This is a genomic window from Aestuariibius insulae (assembly GCF_040783535.2).
Taxonomy (GTDB): domain Bacteria; phylum Pseudomonadota; class Alphaproteobacteria; order Rhodobacterales; family Rhodobacteraceae; genus Aestuariibius; species Aestuariibius insulae.
In genome coordinates this window covers 277273-302857 of record NZ_JBFONW020000003.1, presented here as the reverse complement: position 1 = coordinate 302857, position 25585 = coordinate 277273, and the positions used below count along the sequence as shown (strand labels likewise).

General features: G+C 61.3%; 25 protein-coding genes, 1 tRNA gene and 1 pseudogene. 18 read left to right on the top strand and 9 right to left on the bottom strand.

Features of this window, described 5'->3' with window-relative positions; translation table 11 throughout:
• Positions 1–25: 25 nt before the first annotated feature.
• The 4 genes from dusA to AAD018_RS10510 all read right to left on the bottom strand — a co-directional run bounded on the left by dusA (position 26) and on the right by AAD018_RS10510 (position 5144).
• Entirely contained in the window at positions 26–1015 is a 990-nt protein-coding gene (dusA, locus tag AAD018_RS10525) for a tRNA dihydrouridine(20/20a) synthase DusA (RefSeq protein WP_367316015.1), read from the bottom strand.
• Positions 1016–1827: 812 nt separating this feature from the next.
• The gene (locus AAD018_RS10520) at positions 1828–2382 is read right to left on the bottom strand and encodes a hypothetical protein (protein WP_367316014.1); all 555 of its coding nucleotides are present in this window, start codon (positions 2380–2382) and stop codon (positions 1828–1830) included.
• 346 nt (positions 2383–2728) lie between these two features.
• Positions 2729–3337: a YARHG domain-containing protein gene (locus AAD018_RS10515; protein ID WP_367316013.1), complete on the bottom strand. Its 609-nt coding sequence runs from the start codon at positions 3335–3337 to the stop codon at positions 2729–2731.
• Positions 3338–3704: 367 nt separating this feature from the next.
• Entirely contained in the window at positions 3705–5144 is a 1440-nt protein-coding gene (locus AAD018_RS10510; protein WP_367316012.1) for a Glu/Leu/Phe/Val family dehydrogenase, read from the bottom strand.
• Positions 5145–5569: 425 nt separating this feature from the next.
• Between AAD018_RS10510 and AAD018_RS10505 the strand changes: the two genes are divergently transcribed.
• From AAD018_RS10505 to AAD018_RS10495, 3 genes are read left to right on the top strand one after another with little or no spacing between them, the layout of a single operon-like run.
• Positions 5570–7513 carry a pilus assembly protein TadG-related protein gene (locus AAD018_RS10505; RefSeq protein WP_367316011.1) on the top strand — a complete coding sequence of 648 codons (1944 nt, stop codon included), beginning with the start codon at positions 5570–5572 and terminating at the stop codon, positions 7511–7513.
• A complete protein-coding gene (locus tag AAD018_RS10500; RefSeq protein WP_367316010.1) occupies positions 7510–8073 on the top strand; it encodes a TadE/TadG family type IV pilus assembly protein in 564 nt (187 codons plus the stop codon). The genes AAD018_RS10505 and AAD018_RS10500 overlap by 4 nt, the downstream gene beginning before the upstream one ends.
• Position 8074: 1 nt before the next feature.
• On the top strand, positions 8075–8692 hold the full coding sequence (locus AAD018_RS10495; protein ID WP_367316008.1) for a TadE/TadG family type IV pilus assembly protein: 618 nt from the start codon (positions 8075–8077) through the stop codon (positions 8690–8692).
• Here AAD018_RS10495 and AAD018_RS10490 read toward each other — a convergent pair.
• A complete protein-coding gene (locus tag AAD018_RS10490) occupies positions 8686–9150 on the bottom strand; it encodes a hypothetical protein (protein WP_367316007.1) in 465 nt (154 codons plus the stop codon). The two genes, AAD018_RS10495 and AAD018_RS10490, sit on opposite strands and share 7 nt — an antisense overlap.
• Positions 9147–9770 (bottom strand): TetR/AcrR family transcriptional regulator, encoded by a 624-nt coding sequence (locus AAD018_RS10485; RefSeq protein WP_367316006.1) that lies wholly within the window; start codon positions 9768–9770, stop codon positions 9147–9149. The genes AAD018_RS10490 and AAD018_RS10485 overlap by 4 nt, the downstream gene beginning before the upstream one ends.
• 168 nt (positions 9771–9938) lie before the next feature.
• Here AAD018_RS10485 and AAD018_RS10480 point away from each other — a divergent pair, with 168 nt between their 5' ends.
• The 5 genes from AAD018_RS10480 (at position 9939) to AAD018_RS10460 (ending at position 14373) form a co-directional block, all read left to right on the top strand.
• The gene (locus AAD018_RS10480; RefSeq protein WP_367316005.1) at positions 9939–10160 is read left to right on the top strand and encodes a hypothetical protein; all 222 of its coding nucleotides are present in this window, start codon (positions 9939–9941) and stop codon (positions 10158–10160) included.
• A 39-nt stretch (positions 10161–10199) separates the two neighbouring features.
• On the top strand, positions 10200–11486 hold the full coding sequence (locus AAD018_RS10475) for a homoserine dehydrogenase (RefSeq protein ID WP_367316004.1): 1287 nt from the start codon (positions 10200–10202) through the stop codon (positions 11484–11486).
• Positions 11487–11508: 22 nt separating this feature from the next.
• Entirely contained in the window at positions 11509–12474 is a 966-nt protein-coding gene (gene glpX, locus AAD018_RS10470; protein ID WP_367316003.1) for a class II fructose-bisphosphatase, read from the top strand.
• Complete coding sequence (gene recJ / locus AAD018_RS10465; RefSeq protein WP_367316002.1) at positions 12471–14219, top strand: single-stranded-DNA-specific exonuclease RecJ; 1749 nt, start codon at positions 12471–12473, stop codon at positions 14217–14219. Before glpX ends, recJ begins: the two co-directional genes overlap by 4 nt.
• Before the next feature lie 79 nt (positions 14220–14298).
• Positions 14299–14373, top strand: a tRNA-Glu gene (locus tag AAD018_RS10460).
• A gap of 207 nt (positions 14374–14580) precedes the next feature.
• On the opposite strand, the pseudogene AAD018_RS10455 reads toward AAD018_RS10460, so the two are convergent.
• Together AAD018_RS10455 and AAD018_RS10450 are read right to left on the bottom strand one after the other, a co-directional pair.
• Positions 14581–14958, bottom strand: a pseudogene (locus AAD018_RS10455) (tyrosine-type recombinase/integrase); the annotation flags it as partial.
• Positions 14959–15550: 592 nt separating this feature from the next.
• Positions 15551–15799 carry a helix-turn-helix transcriptional regulator gene (locus tag AAD018_RS10450; protein ID WP_367316001.1) on the bottom strand — a complete coding sequence of 83 codons (249 nt, stop codon included), beginning with the start codon at positions 15797–15799 and terminating at the stop codon, positions 15551–15553.
• Between the two features lie 203 nt (positions 15800–16002).
• Here AAD018_RS10450 and AAD018_RS10445 point away from each other — a divergent pair, with 203 nt between their 5' ends.
• The 6 genes from AAD018_RS10445 to AAD018_RS10420 all read left to right on the top strand — a co-directional run bounded on the left by AAD018_RS10445 (position 16003) and on the right by AAD018_RS10420 (position 23329).
• On the top strand, positions 16003–17196 hold the full coding sequence (locus tag AAD018_RS10445; protein ID WP_367316000.1) for a DUF932 domain-containing protein: 1194 nt from the start codon (positions 16003–16005) through the stop codon (positions 17194–17196).
• A 135-nt stretch (positions 17197–17331) separates the two neighbouring features.
• Positions 17332–19410: a ParB/RepB/Spo0J family partition protein gene (locus AAD018_RS10440; protein WP_367315999.1), complete on the top strand. Its 2079-nt coding sequence runs from the start codon at positions 17332–17334 to the stop codon at positions 19408–19410.
• Between the two features lie 70 nt (positions 19411–19480).
• Positions 19481–20545 (top strand): DUF7146 domain-containing protein, encoded by a 1065-nt coding sequence (locus tag AAD018_RS10435; protein ID WP_459382420.1) that lies wholly within the window; start codon positions 19481–19483, stop codon positions 20543–20545.
• 338 nt (positions 20546–20883) lie between these two features.
• On the top strand, positions 20884–21807 hold the full coding sequence (locus AAD018_RS10430; RefSeq protein WP_367315997.1) for a DUF2493 domain-containing protein: 924 nt from the start codon (positions 20884–20886) through the stop codon (positions 21805–21807).
• A gap of 166 nt (positions 21808–21973) precedes the next feature.
• Complete coding sequence (locus AAD018_RS10425) at positions 21974–22429, top strand: hypothetical protein (protein WP_367315996.1); 456 nt, start codon at positions 21974–21976, stop codon at positions 22427–22429.
• Between the two features lie 576 nt (positions 22430–23005).
• Positions 23006–23329 (top strand): DUF736 domain-containing protein, encoded by a 324-nt coding sequence (locus AAD018_RS10420; protein ID WP_367315995.1) that lies wholly within the window; start codon positions 23006–23008, stop codon positions 23327–23329.
• A gap of 96 nt (positions 23330–23425) precedes the next feature.
• On the opposite strand, the gene AAD018_RS10415 is transcribed toward AAD018_RS10420, so the two are convergent.
• Complete coding sequence (locus AAD018_RS10415; protein WP_367315994.1) at positions 23426–23671, bottom strand: helix-turn-helix domain-containing protein; 246 nt, start codon at positions 23669–23671, stop codon at positions 23426–23428.
• Positions 23672–23863: 192 nt separating this feature from the next.
• On the opposite strand from AAD018_RS10415, the gene AAD018_RS10410 reads away from it, so the two are divergent.
• The 4 genes from AAD018_RS10410 (at position 23864) to AAD018_RS10395 (ending at position 25580) form a co-directional block, all read left to right on the top strand.
• Positions 23864–24145: a DNA -binding domain-containing protein gene (locus AAD018_RS10410; protein WP_367315993.1), complete on the top strand. Its 282-nt coding sequence runs from the start codon at positions 23864–23866 to the stop codon at positions 24143–24145.
• 179 nt (positions 24146–24324) lie between these two features.
• Positions 24325–24624, top strand: coding sequence for a transcriptional regulator domain-containing protein (locus AAD018_RS10405; protein WP_367315992.1), 300 nt, complete (start codon positions 24325–24327; stop codon positions 24622–24624).
• A 25-nt stretch (positions 24625–24649) separates the two neighbouring features.
• A complete protein-coding gene (locus AAD018_RS10400; protein ID WP_367315991.1) occupies positions 24650–25189 on the top strand; it encodes a DNA -binding domain-containing protein in 540 nt (179 codons plus the stop codon).
• A gap of 106 nt (positions 25190–25295) precedes the next feature.
• Entirely contained in the window at positions 25296–25580 is a 285-nt protein-coding gene (locus AAD018_RS10395; protein ID WP_367315990.1) for a helix-turn-helix transcriptional regulator, read from the top strand.
• Positions 25581–25585 lie beyond the last annotated feature (5 nt).

The following is a 25585-nucleotide window of genomic DNA, read 5'->3' as shown; positions in this document are numbered from 1 at the left end:
GCCCCACCCGGAAAGAAAAGCGAAACTAGGCGGCCCGTCGGTCCTGCATCAGACCAAGCGCGTCATCCAGCACATCCAGACCCGCCGCCGAATCCGTTCCTCTCTCCGACAGATGACGCCGCCAGGCACGGGCGCCCGGCTGTCCGGCAAAAAGCCCCATCATATGGCGCGTGATCTGGTGAAGCCGGCCGCCTCCCTCCAGATGGGAAGAGATGTAAGGCCGCATCCGGTTGATCACATCCTGCCTGCTGACCTCGGAGGGATCGTTGAAAATCCGCTGATCGGCCCGCGCAAGCACGTCATAAGGCGCATGATAGGCCGCCCTCCCGATCATCACACCGTCAAGGCCATCGCGCAGATGATCCTCCGCCGCCTCAAGCGACGCCACCCCCCCATTGACCGAGATATGCAGGTCCGGAAAATTCCGCTTCATCCGCCCGACAAGGCCATAGTCCAGCGGCGGCACCTCCCGGTTCTCCTTCGGGCTAAGCCCTTTCAGCCAGGCCTTTCGCGCATGGATCGTCATCCGCGTAACGCCCGCGCCCGCCACGGCGCTCACGAAATCGGGCAGCGCATTCTCGGGGTCCTGATCATCGACCCCGATCCGGCATTTGACCGTCACTGGCACGTCGACGGCCTCTCGCATCGCGATCACACAATCCGCCACGCGCTGAGGCGACTTCATCAGAACAGCGCCGAACGTGCCGGACTGAACCCGGTCCGACGGACATCCGCAATTGAGATTGATCTCATCATAGCCATGCCTCTCGCCAAGCCGCGCAGCTGCCGCCAGCTCCACCGGATCCGATCCTCCCAGCTGAAGCGCCACAGGATGCTCTGACGTATCATGGTCAAGAAGATGCACCGCCTCGCCCCGAACCAGCGCGGGAGCCGTTATCATCTCGGTATAAAGCAGAACATGGCGACTGATCTGCCGATGAAAGAACCGGCAATGGCGATCCGTCCAGTCCATCATCGGCGCCACGGAAAGTCTAGCACTCTGGTCTATATGCATTCTGGCATCTCTAAACTCCTGGCGGCGCCGGCTACCGCGCGGAAACGCATTTGAAAACGGCCGCTTTCATAACACCTCATTGCGCTCACGTTGCTCGCCAGGATGGCCGTTCTCATCCTGATGCCGGTTCTAAACGAGATGCTGGCTTTCGTCGCGGTCTTCGAAGATCATAAGACCTCGTCAGCCGGTGGTCGAGCGTCAGTCCATCGGTCCGTACGACCTCCAGCAACGCCTTACGGATAAGGATCCGCGCCATTCGTGGCCCTGAGCTATTCATATCTGCAACAAACCATCTGATCTTGACGAACCACCGCAGATCAACAGGCAGCCGAGGTCCTACACCACTGGGTCTCGCTGCTTTCAACCGCATCGATAACCTGACCATACGTCCCGGACGGATCGGGCCTGGAAGGCGCCCGGCACTTCTGTCACCGCGTGCCTGTATCTCCAACCTCTTCAAAAAAGGCCGCTCAAGCGACCGGCCCCTATCATCCGTAATATGAGGATAAAGATGGGAAAACGAGCCGTCGTAAGGCGGGTTATCCCGCAAACATTGCCATTGCAGGGATCGCCAAGACGGAACCGCACCTTCTTGATCTTAGCCGCCAGCTCGGCAAACAGATGCGTCAAGCCGGCCTCGCGCGCCGCCTGCTCGTCCTATCGCAGAGAATGGAGGTGATAGATCGACCAGCATCCACTTACCCCGCAGGAATCGGACCGGCAGGCATGGCGGGCGGCAGATCTGAGACGGGCCGGTCACCAAAAGCGGCAACGTCGGACCAGACTTGCGCATGCATCGCACGCAAACCCGCTCACGCAGCCCGCCCGGAGGACCCTGCCGGGAACAACATTCGCCGCTTGCGTCGCCGCACGGATGCTGGGGATTTCCCTGTCCCCGCACTGACCGGAGAGGCAGCGCGCGCGAGCATCGCCATGGACGAGATCAGCGGTTCTGTCTCATTGCCTTCGCATAGCAGCATCGCATGGGTGCGCGCAGCCCCCGGACGGTCCTCGCGGACGGCCTGAAGCACGCTCATGAACTGACGTTCATGTTCGCTGACGATCTGCGAACATCCCGGACAATCGGGAGCATTGAAGCGAAAGCAGGAAACGCGGCTCATCCGCATGGCCTGAACAGCAGCCAGCGTCTTCATCGCAACCTCGCCGCCTTGCCTGCCTCGAAACCCGCGATCTGCCCGGATTGACGCCGTAAGCCAGGATTGCGACTGCGGCATCGCAAAGGTCTGCCAATAGAGCCGCGCAATCTCGAGAATCTTCACATCGACCGAACCGTAGTCAGCTAGGGACAGGGTCGTCTCTTTCGAGGTCGGCAAACGGTGGCAACAGCCGGGCTCAGCCTGCTGCAAGACAGACCTCGATCGTGCGGGTTTCGTATTGAAGTCTCATCTTTGTCTCCTTGATCCCATGGTCTTTCACGCCGGGCTGGGAGACTGTCCTGACTAAGCCCCCTTATCCTGAGTAAAATAGTAAGAAAAGTCCAGCCCTTTGTTCCGGAGCCAGAACATTCGCCGTCGTCGACGAAATAAGCCGCATAAAGTCAGCCGGACCCTTAGGAGGCGATCCTCATGCGCGAAGAGTACGAATGGTCAGGAGAGACGCCGTAAGCAAATGACAACGCCGCACAAAGGCCGGCACCACATCCTACCAGTAACGGGAAACCGGCCCTCTCAGATAAGGGGCTCCGTCTAACTGCTAGCCGACGATCTGACGGCAAACCGACTGCTCCGGCTGGTCCAGCTCAAGATCGTCGAGCCAGACCCAGCCAATCTGCGTCGCGCCCGCCAGATCCACTACTTCGATAAAGGTCCAGCGATCCCAGTCCGAATGGGTCTGCGCAAAGGACTGCCCCGGGGCCAGCGCGCCGATGACCTCGCCAGTCTCCTTCGGCGCCGCTCTGAGAACCTTGGCCGGACCCATATAATCAAAGCACGCCCATTCGACCTCTTCGGACCGCCCGGCAATCGGCTGAACGGTAAGGCTTTTGCGCTGCTCAAGCGAGAATCCGTCCGGCGCATCGAACTTCGATATCGAATTATCGACCGCGCATTGGAACTCAGCCTCAATCTCGCGAATCCGGGCTACAAGACGACGTTCCTTCTTCGACAGGCCAGGCGCCGTGGTGGTGCAATCGGAATTGTCGAACATCGCCTGGCCAAGCGGCGTCGAAAAACAAAATCCCGCCTGATCGATCGTCGCATTGCGGGCAAACCATAGATCCTCGCAGATCTGCGCCGTTGCCGTACTTGTCCATCCCGCAAGGAATGGCAGGGTCGCAAGGATCGCTCGGGTCAGTTTCATCATCGCGTTTCGCCTGAGTTTTGAATTTGGAATTACTGCTCTTTTCGTTGTTTTCCAAAAAACCCCGGATCCCGATCCGCTTCAAATCACATGGCCGTAATATTCGGATCCGTTCCGCAACGTCGTAGATCTGCACTGATCAAATGACACGCAGAATTGCGGCCCGGAGGACTGCACTCGGGCGGCACCTTTCGAATCGCCGTTTTTCCGCCCTCAGATAGGCGTTGCGCCGCCAAATGAGCGCGCGGACCATTCATCCACATACCTTCGCGAAATCCACCGACAGGATACCGACGAAATACCGACCGGATACCGACATGCCGATATGTCGCAGAACCGAACCGTTAACCGGTTTGGACATCAGACAGGCTCAGAGCCCCTTGGACTGATAGCTGGCCGCGACCTTCTCGATCGCCACAAGATAGGCCGCCGTCCTGAGGTCCGTCACATCCTCCCGCCCATGCCAGACGGTCCGCATCGCCTGATAAGCCGTCCGCATCGTGTCATCGAGCCCCGAGCGTACCAGTTCAAGCTCTCCCGCTCCCTTGAGATACCGATCTTTAAAGCCTTCGCTCAATTGCCATCCGATCCCGGTATCAGCGCTAAGACGCTCTAATTCCTGAACAATCGCGCGGTGCCGGTTCTCTTCGGCGCGGCGCTGCATCCGGCCGAACCGGATATGCGACAGGTTCTTGACCCATTCGAAATAACTGACCGTCACACCGCCCGCATTGGCATACATGTCTGGAATAATGATGCAGCCGCGCTCCCGCAGGATCTCATCGGCGCCCGCCGTGATCGGCCCATTCGCAGCCTCGATGATCAAAGGCGCGGTGATCCGCTCCGCATTTCCTTTGTTTATAACGCCTTCCAGCGCTGCAGGGATCAGGATATCGCACTCTTCCTCCAGCACAGACGGCCCGTCAGCGACGTAGTGAAGGTCCGAATATCCCTTCACACCGCCATTCTCCTCGACCCAATCCCGGACCTGATCGACGTTCAACCCCGCCTCGTCGAAAAGAGCGCCATCCCGCTCGATAATCCCGACGATCTTGGCGCCGTCCTCCTCGCTCAGAAACTTTGCGGCGTGGTATCCAACATTACCAAGCCCTTGAACGATAATACGTTTTCCGTCCAGATCGCCGGAGAGACCAGCTTTCGAGATATCTTCCGGATGGCGGAAGAATTCCTGTAAAGCATATTGCACGCCGCGCCCTGTCGCCTCGACCCGGCCGTGGATCCCGCCTGCATTCAGTGGTTTGCCGGTCACACAAGCGGCCGCATTGATATCCGTGGTGTTCATCCGCCGGTATTGATCGGCGATCCAGGCCATCTCCCGCTCGCCCGTTCCCATATCCGGAGCAGGCACGTTCTGGGACGGATCGATCAGGTCCCGCTTGGCCAGCTCATAGGCAAAGCGCCGCGTGATACGCTCCAACTCATCCGGCTCCCAATCCCTTGGATTCAAACATAAACCGCCCTTTGATCCTCCAAAAGGCGCTTCGACAAGCGCACATTTATAGGTCATCAAGGCGGCCAGCGCCTCTACCTCGTCCTGGTGCACTGACATGGCGTACCGGATCCCGCCCTTGACCGGCTCCATATGCTCGGAATGAACCGATCGGTACCCTACGAAGGTCTCGAGCCGCCCTCTGAGCCGCACACCGAACCGGACGGTATAGGTCGCGTTACAAACCCGAATCTTCTGTCCCAGACCCGGCGGCAGATCCATCAGCGCCATGGCCCGCCCGACCATGATATCGACGCTCTCGCGAAAGCTCGGCTCGGTGATCTGGGCTGCGGTGTTCATCGGTCTGTGGCTCCACTTCAAGGCATCCTGAGGACAAGCCTAACGGACCTCTACCCTCCTGTCGCCCACGAACTTGCCTGATTTTTCATCAAAGAAAGATTAGGTTTTGTCGTTGTTTTGAAAGGAAAAAGGCACTCCGCGGGATGCCCTCGCAAGAACCTGATGCATCTCTGCGCGGAGTGTCCAAATTCAGCGATAATTTGCCTTAAACGTCGCGCAATCTCCACAGGTCCGGACCCATGTTGCCCAAATTCGGTCATGGCTCACCGAGTATTAATCATCTTCGAACAGGATGTGGACCCGAGCTCCGAGATTCGATTGTCGCGGGTGAAAAAGAGGTGAGACTGATGAGTTTTTTGCGAGTGCCTAAAAGGGCCAACGGACGCGACTGTTTATCACGATTTCGCAAGGACGATGATGGCGGAATGCTGATCTTCGGCCTCTTCATCTTTGTCATGATGCTCATGGTCGGCAGTCTTGCCGTGGACTTCATGCGCCTCGAATCGCAACGGGCTCGGCTGCAATCCACAATCGACCGCGCCGCCCTCGCCGCCGCGGACCTGACCCAGACACTCGACCAAAAAGAAGTGATCTTGGACTATGTGACCAAGGCAGGCCTGAAAGATAATGTCACCAAGATCGAGGTGGTCGACAATGGCAACGAGCGGAGCGCGTTCGTCTCGGCCGAGATCACGCTTGATACGCTACTGATGCAGTTCATTGGGATCGACACCCTTCAAACCGCTTCAGCCTCGAAGGCGGACGAACGCACACCTCATATCGAGATTTCGATGGTGCTCGATGTCTCGGGCTCCATGAATACCGGAAACCGGATCGGAAGCCTGAAGACAGCTGCAAAGAAATTCGTCGAGACAACGCTTCCCGAAACGCAACTTGCAAGCGACCCCGCGATCAAGTCCATTTCTATCATTCCCTATAACGCGACCGTCGTCGCGGGACCGCGTATTCTGAAAGAATTCAATGTCAGCGACGATCATGCATTCTCTCACTGCGTATTCTTCGAGGATAAGCACTTTGAAACGACTGCGCTTTCAACGACCGAAGATCTGATCCGCTATCCGCATTATGATCCAAGAAACAAGGGATATGAGCGTCATCCTGATCCTTACTATATTCAGAAAGGCATAAATGAGCGGAGGATTGCAGGCCCCCTTTGTAACCATGCCGAAGCAGGACCAAATGGCGCCGAACTCAACCCGATTCTTCCAATGCAAACGGATCGGCAAGATCTGATCGATCACATCGACTCCTTCGTCGCGGACGGCGCGACCGGTATCGACATCGGTGTAAAGTGGGGCCTCGCTTTCCTCGACCCGTCCCTGGACGATGCGGTAACCAATCTCATTGCCGATAATACGTCGGACACTCTCGCAGCCGGCAGACCTTTCGATTTCGACTCGGAGAACTCGCGCAAGATCATGGTCCTGATGACCGACGGAAAGATGAATGCGAAAGCCAATTTGCTCGATGTGTTCCGCAAAGGAAGCATCAGCAATCCATGGAACTGGTCGAATGTCTTCTTCAGCCCTGCGGAAAACGACAGCTCGCTTCTCCTGCGAGGAACGCGAGTCATCCGGATCGCATCGACAACCACCAATGATCTAATGGGCGACTACTGGTTCTGGATTGACGCCGGGCAGCTCATGCCTTTCGCCGATACGCCAGCAGCAAAAGTACCCCTCCGGTTCGAAAAGAGCAGTGCTCGCTTGTCGAAGGGAAATTTCTACTGGAATGCAAGAAACAACGAGAGTGGTCTCACTGCTTATGTCTACGAACACGGAACACCGGATGAGATAGCTCTTTGGGAAAAGCGCAAGGATTGGAACTACCTCGGCGATCCCGGTCTGACAGCGTCTCTGACGCCCGGCAGTCTGGTAAGCTATAAAGATCAGCTTTCAGCTGCTCGGATCGCGGAGCAGGAAGACGAGAGATTTGTCCTCGAGCGCTTGACTCATCCTCAGGTCTTCAATCGGTGGCGGGAATGGCCATTCGTGAACTACATCTACAAGAAGCCATATCAGAACGGATGGCTGTCTGAAGCGGAATGGGCTCTCTACTCCGATCCGAGCGAGGACGAGTCATCGAACTCCAATTCATCGACTCGTATGATCGAACTATGCCGTATCGCACGCGGTCTCAAAGCCGACGGTTCGGGGATCGACGAAAGCAATCCCCGCCGTATCAAGATCTACACCGTGGCGATGGATGTTGGCGAGCAATATGCAAAAGATCTGATGAAAGCCTGCGCAACCGATGAGAGTCATTTCTTCGACATTACGCAGACAGAGATTGTCGACGTATTCGAAAAGATCGCAGAAGACGTGAATGATCTGAGGCTGACACAATGAAGAAGCGCATGAATATGCTCGCTCGGGCCGCAAAGCGGACGGGAAGCCAGTTTCGAAATTGTGAGGATGGAAATCAGACAATTAATTTTGTTTTTCTCTTCCCGGCAATAATGCTTATCTTCCTCAACACAATCGAGGTTGGCATCTACTCGATAAGACATGTCGTACTGGAGCGAGGTCTTGATGTAACGGTTCGGAATATCCGACTAAATACATCCACCCCCGTTAGCGCGAATGATGTTCGCCGGATGATCTGTCAGAACAGCTTGCTGATCCCCGATTGTGACAACTCGGTGAAGGTCGAAATGCGCCCTGTAGATCCTCGAAACGTGTCCGGCACAATCGTCCCTCGAGAAGTAAGCTGCGTTGATCGAAGCAAAGAAGCCAAGCCAGCCGGTGATGTGGCCACAGGTATCGAGAATGACCTTATGATCCTAAGGGTTTGCGCACTTTTCGATCCATTCTTTCCGACGACGGGTCTTGGCCGGTCGATGCCAAAAGTGAGCGAAGGGGCCTACGCGCTCGTCTCGACCGCAGCTTTCGCGATGGAGCCTATCTGATATGAAAAAGAGCTTAGCAAAGTTCCGCTCTGAACAGGCCGGAAATATCTCAATCGAGACGCTTATCATATTTCCCTTGCTGGCCTGGGGTTTTCTCGCTTGCTTTATCTTCTTTGACGCCTACCGCCAAAAAACATTAAACACGAGGATGGCCGACACGATAGCTGATGTCGTAAGCCGCGAATCCGTAGTCGGGGCATCCTTTATCGATGGGATGTACTCCCTTCAACAGTATTTGGCCCGGTCTGAAAATCCGCCGGCGCTTCGAATCTCGACGATCTCGTATGATAAGGACGATGACGAATATGAGGTGGAGTGGTCCAAGGCTCGTGGCGGGCTGGAAGAGCTGACGAATGCGGATATTCCAAACCTCACCGACAAGCTTCCTATTCTTTCCAGCGACGATACCTTCATTCTGGTTCAGACAAAAACGGATCATGCTCCCTTCTTTAACGTGGGCCTTCCCGCATTCGAGCTGTCTGAATTCATTCCGGTAAGTCCACGTGGATCGCCACGGGTCTGCTACGAGTCCTGTCCCGCAACCCCTGCGGATGGAACTGTCGAAACCGACGAGCCGACAGTCGCCGAGGACGACGACGAGAACGCCTCGGATCAGTGACGGATCCGACGGCTGATTTCCTCGGCCATGGCCGTCGCGACCGGCTTCGCGGTGACACCGCCAATCCCGACCCGGCGTCCAAGCCGCCACCAAAGCCCTGGAGCCCAGGCTCCAGGGCCTTTCTCCGCGAGCACGATCGAGAACCCATTCGACGGCTTGAACGCGAAGGGACCGCGTTGCACAGCGACGATATTTTCCATCGAAGCGATGCGTCGACCCGACGTTTCGAACAAGCCCTCTTCCGTCAGCACTATCGCCAATGCCGTCGCACGGCGCATGGTCTCGGCCGCCCAGATTGCGCCAGCACCCAAGACAAGAAGCACAAACTGCAGAACCGGTGCAGGGGGTTGAAAGAACGCGATGCTCAACAGCAAGAGTCCCAGAAAACCCACAACCAGGCAGGCAATCGCACGCCGGGGCGCAGAAGCGTGAAGGGTCAGGATGGGCTCGGTCGTCATACCGCCCGGCGGTGCCTCATCGGTTCTGCCGCGTCAATACCGACCGACTTTCGAACAAGCGTCCAATAATCCGCCTCGATCTCGGCGGCAGAGAGGCGCCCGTCCTCGCGATACCAGTTACAGATGCCCGTCAGCATCGCGATGATCGCCAGTGTCGTAATCTTGCTATCCGATATCTCAAAGTCACCCAGACGGTGCCCTTCGTCCAGAATCCCCTGCAGTTCTCCTTCGTAACAGGTACGCAGCTGCTCGATTTTACTAAAGTTATCCGGGGCAAGGTTACGCAGCTCCATATAAGAGACAAAGACAGCCCTTTGCCGGGGCAAGTGAAAGCGAATGTGAAATCGCACAAAGGCCTCAAGTTGCTCCAGCGGATCTCCGCGCGTCCGGCTTGCCTCTCGAGCCTCCAACAGCTCATGCATGTGAGATTGCATCAAATCAAACAAAAGGCTTTGCTTGTCAGGAGTGTAATTATAAAGAGCACCGGCCTGAATCCCAACCTCAGCCGCGATCTGCCGCATAGAGACAGCCGCAAAGCCATGCTGAGCGATCAGTCGCAATGCCGCCTCGCGGACGCGCGGCCCTGTTATCTCTGAATGGGATCCCGTCTTCCGCCCCATCTTGCCCTCTGAATTGAACACCTGTTCAAATCCGTAGCCTGCCCTTGCCCCCAACCTCTCGCAAGCCTAATCTCGCCGTTCTTCGATAACGCGGGATCCATGCGCCCACTCCTTGTTCTTCTCATGTCCCTCTGTGCCTGCGCTAGTCCACCGGATCTCAGCAGGACCTTGGACGACACGGCGCGATCTGCAGCCTTTCCTGACCTTGTTCCGCTCGCACCCCTACTGTCCGCTGTTGATGGCGACTGGAGGACGAACCAGCCGATGACGCTGGAAGGCCGGATCGCTGACCTTCAGGCACGCGCAGAACGTCTGTCGCGTCCGGTGATCGAACCGGCGCTGCGCCGCCGCATGGTGCGTGCGATCACGTTGCAGCAGGCTGGACGCTAAGGTAACAGCAGCGAAACGGTGACAGATCAGGACAGTTTCATGACCACTCCCCTCAGGCTTGGTATTGCGGGATTGGGGACGGTTGGTGTTGGCGTTCTCAAACTTCTGACAACCCATGCCGAGCGCCTGAAGGAGCGCTCGGGCCGTGACATTGTCATTTCTGCGGTCTCGGCCAGGTCAAAGAACAAGGATCGGGGCGTCAGTCTTGACGAGTATACATGGGAAGATGACCCTGTCTCCCTAGCCTCACGCTCGGACGTGGATGTCATCGTCGAACTGATCGGCGGAGAGGACGGACCTGCAAAGGCTTTGGTCGAGGCTGCCCTTGAGAACGGCAAACATGTCGTCACAGCCAACAAGGCCCTTCTTGCGATGTCGGGTCAGCCACTGGCGGAACGGGCCGAGGCCGCTGGCCTGTCTCTTCGCTTCGAGGCCGCCGTAGCGGGGGGGATCCCTTGCATAAAGGTGCTCACCGAAGGTTTAGCCGGCAATGAGATCGACCGCGTGATCGGCGTTATGAATGGCACCTGCAACTACATCCTCACCCGGATGGAAGCCGAAGGTCTGCCCTATGAAGAGGTCTTCGCCGAGGCGGACAAGCTTGGCTACCTGGAAGCTGACCCGACCCTTGATGTCGGCGGGATCGATGCTGGCCATAAGCTTGCGCTTCTTTCTTCGATCGCATTCGGAACCCAGGTCGATTTCGACGGTATCGCGATCGAGGGGATCGAGCGTATCGAGATTGCCGATATTCGTCATGCCGCGGATATGGGCTTCAAAATCAAGCTGTTGGGCGTGGCCAAGCTGACGGGTCGCGGCCTAGAGCAGCGAATGTCGCCATGCCTCGTCCCGAAGGGATCTCCGCTTGGTCAACTGCAGGGCGCGACGAATATGGTGATCTTCGAAGGAGACGCCTCGGGACAGATCGTCCTGCGCGGAGCCGGAGCAGGCGAAGGTCCCACGGCAAGCGCAGTCCTCTCCGATATTGTCGATATTGCGCGGGGTTACCGGGTCCCGACATTTGGGCAACCGGCGGATACGCTTCGGGCCGCGCGCCCCGCCATCGCCGCCGCGCCGGCTCCGTTCTATTTGCGCATGACGCTGCTCGACAAGCCAGGCGCGTTGGCGAAAATCGCAACAGTTCTGGGGGATTGCGGCATATCGATCGATCGGATGCGGCAGATGGCCCATGCCGATCGATTGGCGCCTGTTCTTATCGTCACCCACAAGACGACCCGAACCGCTCTTGATGAAGCGGTGTCTGCGATGGAGGCGACCGGCGTTCTGCAAGGAACCCCCGTCGCCCTGCGGATCGAAGTTATCTGACGCGCAACAAAGGAATATCCCGATGTCCTCTTCCGTCGAATTTCATGATCGCATGCTGTCCCTCGGGCTGGCCCGCGTTTCCGAAGCCGCTGCGCTTGCCTCGGCCAAACTGATCGGGCGCGGCGATGAAAAGGCCGCCGACCAAGCTGCCGTCGACGCGATGCGCACGCAGCTCAACCGGCTCGATATCCAAGGCGTCGTTGTCATCGGTGAAGGCGAGCGGGACGAGGCTCCCATGCTATATATCGGGGAGGAGGTCGGCTCTGGCAGCGGTCCCGCCGTCGATATCGCGCTTGATCCGCTCGAGGGGACAACCCTGACGGCCAAGGATATGCCCAATGCCCTCGCAGTGATCGCAATGGGCCCGCGCGGATCGATGCTGCACGCACCCGATGTCTATATGGACAAGCTCGCCATAGGTCCGGATTTCCGGCAAGGCGTCGTGACGCTGGACATGTCACCAAGCGAGCGTGTCTCGGCACTTGCCTCCGTCAAAGGCTGCTCGACAGAGGACATCACCGTTTGTGTGCTTGAGCGAGATCGTCACAACGACATGATCGGCGAGCTTCGCCAGACCGGAGCGGCCATTCGACTGATCACGGATGGCGACGTGGCTGGAGTGATGCATTGCGCGGAACCCGAAAAGACCGGGATCGACATGTATATGGGATCCGGCGGCGCGCCCGAAGGCGTTCTTGCCGCAGCGGCCCTGAAATGCATGGGCGGCCAGATGTTCGGAAAGCTTCTGTTCCGCAACGAGGATGAAAAAGACCGTGCGAAGAAGGCTGGGATCACGAATTTCGACCGGGTCTATACCCGGGACGACATGGTGACCGAGGACGTCATCTTTGCCGCAACAGGTGTCACCGATGGCTCTCTGGTGCCTGGGATCCGCCGCGAGGTTGGATATCTGACGGCGGAAACGATTCTGATGCGCTCCAAAACCGGATCCGTGCGCCGGATGACCTACCGCAATCCAACCTCTTGAGCTTTCTCGGCGTCGAAAGCTCTTTGACTGGGCGTCGATGGATCGGCCCGACACTTGAACAGGATCGCGCTGCTCAAGCGATAGCGGACGCGACAGGGTTCAGCCTGCCCCTTTGCACGATCCTCGCACGCCGCCGCATTCCGGCAGAAGAGGCGGCGGCCTATCTCTCTCCGGCTCTCCGGGATCTGCTGCCAAATCCGCGATCCCTTCGCGACACGGAACGCGCGGCAGAACGGCTTGTCACGGCAGTTGCAAAGGGTGAGCGGATTGCGATCTTTGCCGATTACGATGTGGATGGCGGGGCATCTGCGGCGCTTCTGATCCACTGGCTTCGGGAGCTTGGACAAGATGCCACGCTCTATGTGCCGGACCGGATCGACGAAGGATACGGACCAAACGACGCCGCGATGCGCCAACTTGCCAAGGATCACGACATCATCCTGTGCGTCGATTGCGGAACCTTATCCCATGATCCGATCGCAGCGGCAGCCGGGACTGATGTGGTCGTCATCGATCATCACCTCGCCGGCGAGACGCTGCCCTCCGCATTCGCCGTCGTGAACCCGAACCGGCAGGACGAGGATGGGCTCTTGGGCCACCTTTGCGCAGCCGCTGTGGTCTTTCTTGTTCTGGTCGAGGCAAACCGTCAGCTTCGCGAAGCCGATCATAAGCCGCCCGATTTGCTCGGTCTCCTCGACCTGGTTGCTCTTGCCACCGTCGCGGACGTCGCAGCCCTCAAGGGCGTGAACCGGGCTTTCGTCCGTCAGGGATTGACAGTGATGGCCCGGCGGCAAAGGCTCGGTCTCGTCGCGCTGAGCGATCTAACCAATCTAGACGGACCGCCGAATGCGTATCATCTCGGCTACGTCTTCGGACCCCGGATCAATGCAGGCGGCAGGATCGGCGCGGCAGATCTTGGCGCTCGCCTTCTTTCGACAGCGGATCCCGCTGAGGCGGGAGCGCTGGCAGAACGACTGGATCAGCTCAATTCAGAACGCCGCGAGATCGAGGCCCAAGTGTCCGCCGAAGCTTTGGCACAGGCGGATGCCCGCGGTCGGGAAGCACCGTTGGTCTGGGCCATCGGGGACGGGTGGCATCCCGGCGTCGTGGGCATCGTGGCCTCCCGCCTTAAAGAGGCGACAAACCGTCCGGCGATCGTCATCGGCTTCAATGGAGAAGAAGGCAAAGGATCCGGGCGATCGGTCGCCGGTATCGATCTGGGCGCTGCCATACAAACTCTGACAGCCGAAGGTCTTCTGGAAAAAGGCGGAGGACACCGGATGGCCGCTGGCCTTACAGTAAGCCGAGATCGCGTGACGCAGGCCATGGACCGCCTGTCAGAGCTACTTGACCGCCAGGGCGCTGGTCTTCTTGGTCCGTCCGACTTGCGCCTCGATGGAGCACTCGCTCCCCCGGCAGCAACGCTTGATCTCATCCACGACCTCGACAAGGCAGGGCCCTTCGGCGCTGGAGCCCCCTCCCCCCGTTTCGCCTTTCCGGGTTTGCAGATCTCCTTCGCCAAGGAAGTCGGTGACGGACATCTTAAACTGACCGCACGCGCAAGCGATGGCTCTCAGGTAGACGCGATCTCCTTTGGCGCATTTTCAGGGCCGCTCGGTCCCGGCCTTCTCGCACATGACGGTGCATCCTTTCATCTCGCTGGTCGTCTTGAGATCAACCGCTGGAACGATCGGGAACGAGTGCAGCTCAAGCTGGAAGACGCCGCTCATTCCCACGCACCATAACCCACAGATGTGATGCAGAATCGATCAAAAAGACACTTGCCCTCTGCACACCCTTTGCCTAATAGGTCGCTACTTGAGTGGCCCGTTCGTCTATCGGTTAGGACGCCAGGTTTTCAACCTGGAAAGAGGGGTTCGATTCCCCTACGGGCTGCCATTTCCTAAAATTGTCGTTTTTTCTCAACGATTTGGGGCGCAAAAGTGTCCCACTCAATGGGACAGCCTGCAAAAGTGGGACACTTTTTGGCGCGACACCCGGGGCCGTGAGCTTCCGGAACGCACTGGCGGCGCGCAGCTTCTGGGACGCACCGCGCGTGTAGCGCGTGACCTCCTTTGAGGTCTGGTGCCCGGTGATCGCCATGATCTCGAACTCACTGCATCCGAGCTCAGCCAGCCGCGCGGCAGCGGCTTTGCGAAGGCCATGGACCGAGCAATTTTCGAGGCCCGCCGCATCGCACCACTTGCGGAACCGATTGCCGAAGCCGGCTGCGGTGAAGGGGCGCCCGTACTCATTGACGAGGAACGTCTCATTGCCGGTCGTATTACTCGCCAGATGCTCCTGAAGCTCCGGAATTAGGGGAATTTCGAGAGTGATCGGGTGCCGGTTGCGACCTTTGTGCTGCGTGAAGAGCAGCCAGAGAACGCCGCGATCGTCCTCGCGCAGGTTTCGCCAACCGAAACGGACAATGTCCGAGCGGCGTTGTCCGGTGTATAGCGCCAGCGCCAATGCCAAACGCGCCATGGTCCCAGGCGGGTGGACGTCCTCGTATGCCGCGATCTCATCGAGCGTCCAGGAATGATAGCCTTCCGATCTCGTCGTCAGATACTCCACGGGCGCAGCCGGATTGCTGTCATGCAGGTCGTAGCGGATGGCAAACCGAAAGAGCTGACGAAGCGTCTTGATCATCGTGTTTGCCGCCGACGGCGTAGCCAGCATCGCATCACGCCTGGCCCGCACATGTCGCGGCAGCAGCTTCGCGAACGGTTTGTCGCCATCCGAATTGTTCTCGCAGAATCTTTCGAGGATGGAGCGCCTCGTACGCCGGGTTGACGGATCGAGCTGCTTGTACATCGGCGAGCCGAAGTACTGCATGCAGAGCCAGCGCAGGGATCGAGCCTGACTTGGCTGGCGCGCCGCTGATAACGTCTTCTTTGGGCGGGCCCTTCCGGAGGCCGCCCGCTGGTAGTCTGCGAGAAACTCCGGCGATCCCATCGGTCCGCGGAGGCGTATTTTTGGACGCCCTTTTCTCCGATAGTAGATCCGGACATTGCCATGCCGATCGGTATCCTCGACCACGTATTTCATGCGGCGCATCTTCATGCCGCTAATTGTTTCACAGATCCCATGGATTGTCCTCCGGCGCCGATCCGCCTTCGAGCAGCTCGAAAGCGCGATCAATCTGGCGACGATCCCATACGCGACGGCCATCGATCCGCTTCGGTTGAGGCATGCGTCCGTCGCCGATCATGAGGTCGAACTTCGAAGTGCCTACGCCGACGTATTCGGCGGCTTCTCGCCGCGACAAACCTCGCCGCTCCGGAGCTCGGCAATGGTCGATCTTCGCAGGTTTTCCGTCAAGCATCGGCTTCGTTCCTTGGAAGGACGCCTATAACAAAAAGCTGCACACCGCGTCGACGTCCGTCCAGAGTGAACCGGGCCAAGTCGCACAATGACCTGTCCCCTCGCGCGGATTTCGGCGGAAGAGTTAGAGACGGGCGGCTGTCGCCGTGACGGGTTTGGAGGTCGAGAGAGAGGCTCTCGGACCGCCCGTCCTGGAGATCAGCCATGACAGCGATTGAGATCATGAACGGACACCCCGAGAGCGGCGGCTACAAGGTGGATGTGTCCCGTGGCGGGCATAACGGGCGGGTGTCGTCCGAATGGTTTTCCCGGCCCGACGATGAGAAGTATCTCTCCCTCTCGGACCTCTTCGCTTCGGTGAAGGGCCGCGCCGAACGGAGCACAACACGAACAGTGGAGAGCGCGGCGATCCGCGTCGAAGCCCATCGCGACGATCCCGAGAAACTCGCGCTCGTCCTGCCGGACGCCGAGGCGCCGGTCGCACCGACCCATTGGAGCTTCGGCCAACTCGCGAGTCTCGTAGGCACGCCGGCCGCCTATCTGCGTCAGCTCCCGGCGCCGCTCGCGGGCATCAACCTCCAATATGGCCTCACCAACCACCGTGCCGAGCAGGTGAAGACGATGGAGGTCGCGAACGGTCGCACGGAGCTGCGCGCCGTGACCGGCCCGGACTATGGCCGCATCTATGACCATGAACTCGTCTCCGCCGTCCAACGCATCGCAGGCGACGGCGTTGGCGACACGCGCTGGAAGGTGCCGGGCGTGCTCGACTGGTCGACGGGCGTCTACAACCCGATGGTCGACGTCACGAAGGACACGACCACGCTCTACGCCTCCGACCGCGACGTCTTCCTCTTCCTGGTCGACGACAGAAACCCGATCGAGGCAGGGACGCTGCCGGACGGGTCGCCCGATCTCTTCTTCCGCGGCTTCTACTGTTGGAACTCGGAGGTCGGGGCGAAGACGCTCGGCATCGCGAGCTTCTATCTCCGCGCCGTTTGCCAGAACCGCAATCTCTGGGGTGTCGAGGACTTCCAGGAGATAAGCATCCGCCATTCCAAATACGCCGCGAACCGCTTCGCGCATGAGGCAGCGCCGGCACTGGCGAGTTTCGCCGACTCCTCGCCGCAGCCCTTCATCCAGGGCATCCGCGCGGCCCGCGAACAGATCGTTGCGCGCAGCGACGAGGACCGCACCGATTTCCTGCGCAAGCGCGGCTTTTCGAAGGCCGAGACCGGCAAGATCGTCGAGGCCGTGCTGGCCGAAGAAGGCCGTCCACCCGAGAGTGTCTTCGACTTCGTCCAGGGCATCACCGCGGTTGCCCGGTCCAAGCCGCAGCAGGATGCGCGGCTCACCATGGAGACCCGTGCCAAGAAGCTGCTGGAGGCCGCCGCCTAGGTCCTTCGTTCCGCTTCGGTCCCAACCGTCCGTCCACGGTCCATCGCTTCCGGAGAGGGAGAGGTGGGCCGTGGTTTTCGTGACGGGTCTGGAGGTCAGAGAGAGTCTCATGACCGCCCGTCGCGGAGAAATCCCATGACGAAGTCTCAGAAGATCACCCTCAGCGCCTCGCGCGACATCCCCTTCAACAAGCTGGTGCTCAGCCAGTCCAATGTCCGCCAGATCAAGGCCGGCGTCTCGATCGAAGAGTTGGCTGAGGACATCGCCCAACGCACGCTCCTGGCGAGCCTGACCGTCCGGCCGGTCCTCTACGAAGATGGCGCGGAGACCGGCATGTTCGAAATCCCGGCCGGCGGTCGCCGCTACCGCGCGCTCGAGCTGCTCGTGAAGCAACGCCGGCTCAACAAGACCGCGCCCGTGCCCTGCATCGTACGCACCGAAGGTCTCGCGGAGGAGGACAGCCTCGCCGAGAACATCCAGCGCGCACCGCTCCATCCGCTCGACCAGTTTCGCGCCTTCCAGGCGATGCGCGAGAAGGGCAAGTCCGAGGAGGAGATCGCCGCGGCCTTCTTCGTCTCGGTGGGCGTCGTCAAGCAGCGTCTCAAGCTGGCCGCCGTCTCGGCGACATTGCTCGACGCCTATGCCGAAGAGGAGATGACCCTCGACCAACTCATGGCCTTCACGGTCAATCCCGAGCATGAACGCCAGGAGCAGGTCTGGGACGCGCTCAAGCAGCACTACAACAAGCAGCCCTATGAAATCCGCCGCATGCTGACCGAAGGTGCCGTGCGCGCTTCCGACCGGCGGGCGCAGTTCGTCGGCCTCGACAATTATGTCGAAGCAGGCGGCGAAGTGCTGCGCGATCTCTTCCAGACCGACGATGGCGGCTGGCTGCAGGATGCGGCTTTGCTCGAGACGATGGTCACCGAGAAGCTGAAGGAGGACGCCGAGGCCATCCGCGCCGAAGGCTGGCATTGGATCGAGGTCGGCGCCGACTTCCCCTATGGCCACACCTACGATCTGCGGCGCATTCGCGGCGAAGCCGAGCCGATGAGCGAGGAGGAAGAAAAGACCTACGAGGCGCTCAAGGCCGAGTATGACACGCTCGAAGACGACTATGCCGAGGCGGATGAACTCCCCGAAGAGATCGACGCGCGCCTTGGCGAAATCGAGACGGCGATGGAGGCGCTCCAGACCCGTCCGATCCGGTTCGAGGCGGAGGACTACGCCATCGCTGGCGCGTTCGTCAGCATCGACGGCTCCGGCGGGCTGCGTGTCGAACGCGGCTATGTCCGGCCCGAGGACGAACCGGTCGAAGAAACCGACGAGACCGAGGCCGAAACATCGGCTGACACCGACGTCGCCAATGTCACCGACGAAGACGGCGCGGAGTCACAGGAGGTCGACGAAGACGAGAATGACGACGGCACCAAGCCTCTGTCAGACCGCCTCGTCTGCGAACTCACCGTCCATCGCACGATGGCGCTGCGCGACGCGCTCGCGAACGATCCGCAGCTGGCGATGCTCGCGTGTCTGCATGCGATGGTCCTTCAGCTCTTCTACCATTATAGCCAGGACAGCTGTGCCGAGATCACCCCGCATTCGACACAGTTCGGATCACAGGCCCCGAACCTCGGCGACGCTGCCTATGTCCAGTCGATCGATCTCGGGATCGAGACCTGGGCAGGCAACCTGCCGAAGCAACCGGAAGACCTGTGGGACGCACTGATTGAGTGGGACAGCGACAGCCGTGATGCGCTCTTCGCGCACTGTGTGGCGATGACGGTCAACGCGGTTCAGGAGCCGCATCATCGTAAGCCGCGCCAGATCGCGCATGCCGACGTGCTGGCATCGACGCTCGGTCTCGACATGGTGAAAGCGGGCTGGACGCCGACGGCGGACAACTATCTCGGCCGCGTGACCAAGGCGCAGATCCTCGCGGCCGTGCGCGACGCAAAGGGCGACAAGTACGCCGACCGCATCGCGGGGTTCAAGAAGCCCGACATGGTCGAAGCCGCGGAAGAGCTGCTGGCGGGCACGGGCTGGCTCCCGCAGCCGCTGCGCACGATGCCACTTGCGGAAGGCCCGGATGCGCTGGCGTTCGAGATCGTCGAGGAAACGGCGGCGGAGGACGGCGAACCGGGTGTCGACGCGGACCCTGCCGAGGACGAGACTGGCGACGAGCCCACCGAGGGGCTCCAAGCGGCGGAATAACGCCTTCCCTGTCCACACCCTGGGCCCGCCGCATCGTCGGCGGGCCTTTTTCTTTGCGGGAGGCATATCCATGCAGAGCGCATCCGACCTGGCGGCCGACCTCGCGCGCGAGGCCGAGGCGGTCTGCCGGGAATATCTCTCGAATGGTAAGCGCCAAGGGAGCTACTGGCTCGTCGGCAATCTCGATAACGAACCCGGCCGCTCGCTCTTCGTCCGCCTAACCGGGCCGAGTTCGGGCAAAGGCGCCGCGGGCAAATGGACCGACGCGGCGACCGGCGAACATGGCGATCTCCTCGACATCATCCGGGCGCGCTGCGGGCTGCACGGTTTCGCCGATGTGGCCGAAGAGGCGCGACGCTTCCTCCGCCAGCCGCGACCGGACCCGCCCGCACGGACGCCGCGACAGTCGACCCCGGCCGGATCGCCGGAGGCGGCAAGGCGGCTCTTCAGAATGGCGCAGCCGATCCGGGGCACGCTGGCCGAGCGCTATCTGGCCAACCGCGGCCTCACCGATCTGCGCGGCACGGACGCGCTCCGCTTCCATCCCCGCTGCTTCTACAAGCCCGACTCCGCCTCTCCGACCGAGACCTGGCCTGCGCTGATCGCCGCCGTCACCGATCTCTCCGGCACGACCACCGGCGCTCACCGGACCTGGCTCGATCCCAAAGGGTTCAGCGAGTGCCGTCTCGGCAAGGCCCCGATCGACACGCCGCGGCGGGCCATGGGCCGACTGCTCGGGCACGGGGTGCGGTTCGACACGCCCTCGGACCTGCTCATGGTCGGCGAAGGCCTCGAGACCGTGCTCTCGGTCCGACAGGCGCTGCCCGATCTTCCCGGGATCGCCGCGCTCTCCGCCGCCCATCTCGCCGCCATCGAGATACCGCCTGGCCTGACGCGCCTCTACGTCCTCCGCGATCGCGATCCGGCCGGCGAGGCCGCGACGCAGACACTGATCGACCGAGCCAATGAGATCGGCGTCGAGGCGATCGCGCTGACGCCCGCGCGGGAGGACTTCAATGAGGACCTGATGGCCTTCGGCGTGGACGAGCTTCGGGCCTACCTCCGCACCCAGATCGCGCCCGAGGACTTGGCGCGGCTGATCTCGGGACGCGGACATCCCGAGGCGGCGGAGTGAAGCGGCCGCGTCGATCCCGGGACTGATCTAGGACTGGCACCTCCCACCGCCGGGAAGAGCCGCAACGCCGGCCTTCGAGAGGGCGGGGTCTGCGGCAGCCGGGCCGGTCCGGCAATGGCAGGGGACGGCTCTTTTCCGCCGCGCGGGGCCGCGCCCCGCGCTTTGCATCGCGAGCCAAAAGAGCCGCCCCCGCCATCCTCCGCTGCGCTTCGGCCGCGCATGCAAGCGGCAATCACATTCCGATATCCGCCTTGCGCGGTGCAGGCCCGGCCCGCCCACCGCTCTCCCGCGCCATGAAGGCCGCGGGTGCCGCGGTCCCACCGCCAAGGAGCCAGACCATGACCGATCATCCCGACCTCGTCGATTCCGGCCAATCCGCCACCGCCCAGGTGCTCGCCGATCTCGAACTCCACGGCTACCACCCGGGGCCGCACGAACGCGATCCGCGCGACTGTCCCGAGGACGAACTCGCGGCCCGCATCGCCACCGAGATCCTCGACCTCCTCGTCTCCGCTTTGGCCGAGACCGCGCTCGACAACGATCTCAACGAACTCCTCTGGTCGGCCGTCAACATGTTCCACCGCGCCGCCGCGCGGGCCAAACGCAAGCTCGACGACAACGAACAGGCCCAGAAGCGCGGCCAACGCGAGCAGGACGGCTCCGAGGTCAAGGCGGTCGAACTCGAGACCCTCATCGAGATCGGCCAGGGGCTGATCGAACGCCGCGACAGCCTGGAGGTGTTCCGCGACAGCGCCGCGGCCCATTATCTCCGCCTCACGGGCTCGCCCTGGAGTCCACGCTCGGGTTCACGGGTCAACCACCGCAATCTCACCTCGGCCACCATCGACAGCCGCGACTTCCTCGCCGCCAGGCGCCGCAGCGACACGACCGTCATGGTCCCGGAGGGCACGAAGATCGCCTTCGCCGGCGGCATGGACTGCCAGGACCACACGCGCATCTGGGCGATGCTCGACAAGGTCCACGCCAAGCATACCGACATGGTCCTCCTCCATGGCGGATCACCGAAGGGCGCCGAACTCATCGCCGCCAAATGGGCCGAGCATCGCGGCGTCACCCAGATAGCCTTCAAGCCCGACTGGAGCCGCCACGCCAAGGCCGCCCCCTTCAAGCGCAACGACGTGCTCCTCGACACGCTGCCCGTGGGTCTCGTCGTCTTCCCGGGCACGGGGATCACCGACAACCTCGCGGACAAGGCGCGCAAGCTCGGCATCCCGCTCTTCGACTGCCGGAGGGGCGCATGAGCGCCCTTCATCTCCACCAAGACCTCATCGGCGGGACCACGCGTCCCGCCACGTTCCGCCTGCGCAACAGCCTCCAATCGCGCATCGATCTCTGCTATGCTTCCCGCACGGAAGCGCTTGGCGGAGGTGGGTGCGCGTTCAGACCCCTCGAACGGGAGAACGTGTCATGTTCATCGGTAGCCTCGTCAGTCTTCTCGGCCTCGGCGTCCTTCTCTGGATGCTTTTCACCCTCGCGATCTACGCGCTGCCTTTCTTCGCGGCGATGAGTGTCGGCCTGCATTTCTACGAGAGCGGCTCGGGCGTCTTCGAAGCATTCGCGCTCGGCTTCCTCGCCGGCGTCGCCACGCTGATCATCGGCCAGCTCCTCGTCGCGGTGATCCGCAATCCCTGGCTGCAGGCCGGGGTGGCTCTGGTCTATGCCGCTCCGGCGGCGATGGCGGGCTACTATGCCGTCTACGGACTCTCGGGGGCCGGGTTCGACTCCGAGACCGCACGCGTAGTGTTCGGCGGCATCGGCGCGGTCATCATCGGTGGAACCGCCTGGGCCCGGATGGGCGATCTGTTCGGCGGCGCGCCGGCCCCGGCCGATTCAGTCGAGGCCGCGTCTTCCCCATACCCCTGAACGACCTGCGGACCGGCGAAGAGACGGCACGTCGTCATTCGTCGGGTCGAGTTCCGGAACGGGGCGGTGGAGCGGGCTGACCGGCTTGACCCCGAACCAGGCGCCGTCGGGTCTTGGAGGAAGCGGCAGGCTTGGCTGGGCACAGCCCCGGTGGGAGGGGACGTTCTCCCAACAGTCCCGAAGACATCCGCCCGCCCTTCTCTGCGCCAGAGCCTGTCGTTCTACGCCGTTCGCGGCGCGGGGTTTCCGGGCCGGTCCCAAGCGTGGCCAGGTCTCCTGATGGAGTGTCGTCTGGCCCCCGCGTCCACCCGCGGACCTCTCGGAATGTGATCTGGCCGGGGGACGGCTGGCGCCTCGATCGCCTCGGTCGCAACGGCTGCGCCGGGACTTTCTTCCCCTGGGCTTCGCCCATTCCTCGCGGATCGACCCTACGGGTCCAAGAAAGCCCCGGCTCCGCCGTCCTCCGCTGACGCTGCGGGCCTTCCAGGCTGCGTCGGCGATACGCCCCCGGCCTCTGCGATCACCATCGAGGCCGCGATGGGCGCGGGTTCGAACAACACATCAAGGAGACCTACAATGGCCACCATCGGAACCTTCAAGAAGACCGGCAACGAATACACCGGCGAGATCGTCACCCTCAGCGTCCAGGCCAAGGGCGTCCGCATCGCCCCCTCCGAGGCCAGCGCCAACGAGAACGCCCCCTCCCACCGGGTCTTCGTCGGCCGCGCCGAGATCGGCGCCGCCTGGTCCAAGACCTCCAACGAGGGCCGCACCTATCTCAGCCTCAAGCTGGACGATCCGAGCTTCACCCAGCCGATCTACGCCAGCCTCTTCGACGACGAGGACGGCGACGGTTACTCCCTCATCTGGTCCCGCAGCCGCAAGACCAACGGCGACTGAGACGCCGCAAAGCCCCGCCCGGGTGACCGGGCGGGGCCAATCACCAACCGCCACTGGCGCGAGCCAGTGCGCGCCAGACACATCGAAACGCGATCTTCAACGGACCAGCCGCTTCCGCATCGGATGTCGGTCCGGAAGTTCAAGGAGCTTGGCTGGCGGCACGTCCAGTGCGACCGCGAGTTTTCCCAACGTGACAACGGTCACCGAATACTCGGCCCGCTCAATGTTGCCAAGGTAACTCCGATCGATACCTGCCCGATGCGCGAGCTCCTCCTGGCTCAAGCCTCGGTCTCGGCGAAGCTTTCGTAGGTTTGTGGCAACGATTTCCGGCAGATCCTCCATTCGCAGGACGAGGCCGGATTGCCGGATATGTCGCCACGGGGTATATCTCCCAAAATGCTAGGTCACGCCTTAAATCGATCTTTGGCAGACGTACTCAGAGATTGATGAAACTGCAGTTGGCTTTTCGGTGACTGGCACGACGCAAAGCTTCGACGAGCGTGTTAGACTATCTAATACCGATGGAGGAACCCCGTGACCTCGCCCCCAAAATCCGACGTAACCGTTGCGGCTCGCGCACCGACCGGAACAGACATCACCGCCTATGACCGTGCGCACTTCGTCACTTACCTACGTCTGTTGGACGCGGACGCGGATGGGGCGGAATGGGAAGAGGTCAGCCGGATCGTTCTGGGCTTGGACCCGTCGAGGGACCGCGGGGCGGCGCGCCTTACCTTCGAGACGCATCTGGCACGAGCGAAGTGGATGTCGGAGTCCGGCTATCGCGAGTTATTAAATCGGGCGGGCAAGTCGTAAGAATACCAAACTTCCAACCTATGGTCTCTAGCATAAAGGACGCGTTTCTGCCGCTCGGACGGCGATGAATATCGTCTTTTCTTTAGGAGCTATAACGTCCCCCTGTCTTGCGCAAAACTCGCGCGGATTGAATAATTGCTTCGTCGCGGACGAGCCGCACGGCTGACCGGGAGACGCACATGTCAGAGACCGGCGCCTGGCGGATACCGGCCGCCTATCGCTATGCCCTAGACCTCGATGATGCCCAGTTCGCGTGGGAGTTTCTGCGTCGGAACCCAGCCTTTCGCGAAGATGTCGAGCGGCAAAATGCTGGGACGTCTCCCCGTTCAGCAAGTCCGACACAAGGCTCCTCGCCGAATTCCGACCCAGAATCCGAACAGGAGAGCCCCCATCGCCTTCCGGCGCGATGGGGGCTGCACTTTCGCGCCGAGTTGGCATCTCCGCGCCGACGACGTCGGCCCGCTCTTTTGGCGGCCTGACCACGCCGTCGACTGCGTCTGCCTCGTGCCGTGTCGGCGCGACCTTGGGGTAGATGGAGGTCTTGCGCTGGATCTTGGTCAGCGCGCGGCCCTGTATCGAGTCCTCTTCGCCGAAGATGGTTTGCACATTCTCGTCACCAACACCGGCGTGCCTCCGCCGTTACGGCTCTTCCTACCACTTTGTAGAAGGCTGCCAAAACAAGACGCGCGCTTCGGCATCTACATCCAACCCGATCTCTATCTACGGGAGCGCTGTGACGCCGCCCTTCGCTTGCAGCGCCATCTCGGTACCCAACCCCGATCAAACGGACGAAGTCGCGGACTGGACTGGCCACAACGTAACCACGCCCGCCTAGCCGCCATGCTCTTTGCTATGGACCTCGCCGTAGCTGGCCTCGGCCAGCGCGCCATCGCCCGTCAGGTCATGCGGATCGTGCCTGGACCCGATTGGGCAACCAGTCCCGAGCGCAGCGCGCTCCGCCGCCTCCTGCGCGACGGTGCCCGCTATGTCGCGAGCGACTATCGCGAGCTCCTGCACCCGCCGAAGCGGCCGGGTCGCGGCTAGCCCCTCCGAAATCCGACCCTGAGCAGACGTCGCAATCCCTCCGAGGGTGCGATCCCATGCGCTGCGGGATCGTCCCCGGCGCCGATGATGCCAAGGAGGACCCCGAATGCCCGATCCCCTCGCCGGATTGCCGCCCCGCTATCTCAGGACGCCCGAGGCCGCCCGCCTGCTCAGCCTCTCGGACCGCACGCTTGAGAAGCACCGCACCTACGGGACCGGCCCCAAATACCGCAAGATCGGCGGCCGCGTGGTCTACGCCGTCGAGGACCTGCAGGCCTGGGCCGATCGCGGCCTCAAGCGCTCGACCTCTGACATCTCGGACGACGAGGTGCTGCCCGCCAAGCCGCAGATCGGCGTCGCGCCGGTCACGGGCGGCACACCGCGCCGCTGACGGCA

Excerpts from the sequence above, each read along its gene's own strand:
- AAD018_RS10510 (WP_367316012.1), bottom strand. The coding sequence starts at position 5,144 with ATGAACACCGCAGCCCAGATCACCGAGCCGAGCTTTCGCGAGAGCGTC.
- AAD018_RS10440 (WP_367315999.1), top strand. The coding sequence starts at position 17,332 with ATGACGAAGTCTCAGAAGATCACCCTCAGCGCCTCGCGCGACATCCCC.
- AAD018_RS10425 (WP_367315996.1), top strand. The coding sequence starts at position 21,974 with ATGTTCATCGGTAGCCTCGTCAGTCTTCTCGGCCTCGGCGTCCTTCTC.
- AAD018_RS10405 (WP_367315992.1), top strand. The coding sequence starts at position 24,325 with ATGTCAGAGACCGGCGCCTGGCGGATACCGGCCGCCTATCGCTATGCC.
- AAD018_RS10445 (WP_367316000.1), top strand. The coding sequence starts at position 16,003 with ATGACAGCGATTGAGATCATGAACGGACACCCCGAGAGCGGCGGCTAC.
- AAD018_RS10500 (WP_367316010.1), top strand. The coding sequence starts at position 7,510 with ATGAAGAAGCGCATGAATATGCTCGCTCGGGCCGCAAAGCGGACGGGA.
- AAD018_RS10395 (WP_367315990.1), top strand. The coding sequence starts at position 25,296 with ATGCCCGATCCCCTCGCCGGATTGCCGCCCCGCTATCTCAGGACGCCC.
- glpX (WP_367316003.1), top strand. The coding sequence starts at position 11,509 with ATGTCCTCTTCCGTCGAATTTCATGATCGCATGCTGTCCCTCGGGCTG.
- AAD018_RS10430 (WP_367315997.1), top strand. The coding sequence starts at position 20,884 with ATGACCGATCATCCCGACCTCGTCGATTCCGGCCAATCCGCCACCGCC.
- AAD018_RS10490 (WP_367316007.1), bottom strand. The coding sequence starts at position 9,150 with ATGACGACCGAGCCCATCCTGACCCTTCACGCTTCTGCGCCCCGGCGT.
- AAD018_RS10450 (WP_367316001.1), bottom strand. The coding sequence starts at position 15,799 with ATGCTTGACGGAAAACCTGCGAAGATCGACCATTGCCGAGCTCCGGAG.
- AAD018_RS10505 (WP_367316011.1), top strand. The coding sequence starts at position 5,570 with ATGCTGATCTTCGGCCTCTTCATCTTTGTCATGATGCTCATGGTCGGC.
- dusA (WP_367316015.1), bottom strand. The coding sequence starts at position 1,015 with ATGCATATAGACCAGAGTGCTAGACTTTCCGTGGCGCCGATGATGGAC.
- AAD018_RS10515 (WP_367316013.1), bottom strand. The coding sequence starts at position 3,337 with ATGATGAAACTGACCCGAGCGATCCTTGCGACCCTGCCATTCCTTGCG.
- AAD018_RS10435 (WP_459382420.1), top strand. The coding sequence starts at position 19,481 with ATGCAGAGCGCATCCGACCTGGCGGCCGACCTCGCGCGCGAGGCCGAG.
- AAD018_RS10475 (WP_367316004.1), top strand. The coding sequence starts at position 10,200 with ATGACCACTCCCCTCAGGCTTGGTATTGCGGGATTGGGGACGGTTGGT.
- AAD018_RS10495 (WP_367316008.1), top strand. The coding sequence starts at position 8,075 with ATGAAAAAGAGCTTAGCAAAGTTCCGCTCTGAACAGGCCGGAAATATC.
- AAD018_RS10420 (WP_367315995.1), top strand. The coding sequence starts at position 23,006 with ATGGCCACCATCGGAACCTTCAAGAAGACCGGCAACGAATACACCGGC.
- AAD018_RS10415 (WP_367315994.1), bottom strand. The coding sequence starts at position 23,671 with ATGGAGGATCTGCCGGAAATCGTTGCCACAAACCTACGAAAGCTTCGC.
- AAD018_RS10485 (WP_367316006.1), bottom strand. The coding sequence starts at position 9,770 with ATGGGGCGGAAGACGGGATCCCATTCAGAGATAACAGGGCCGCGCGTC.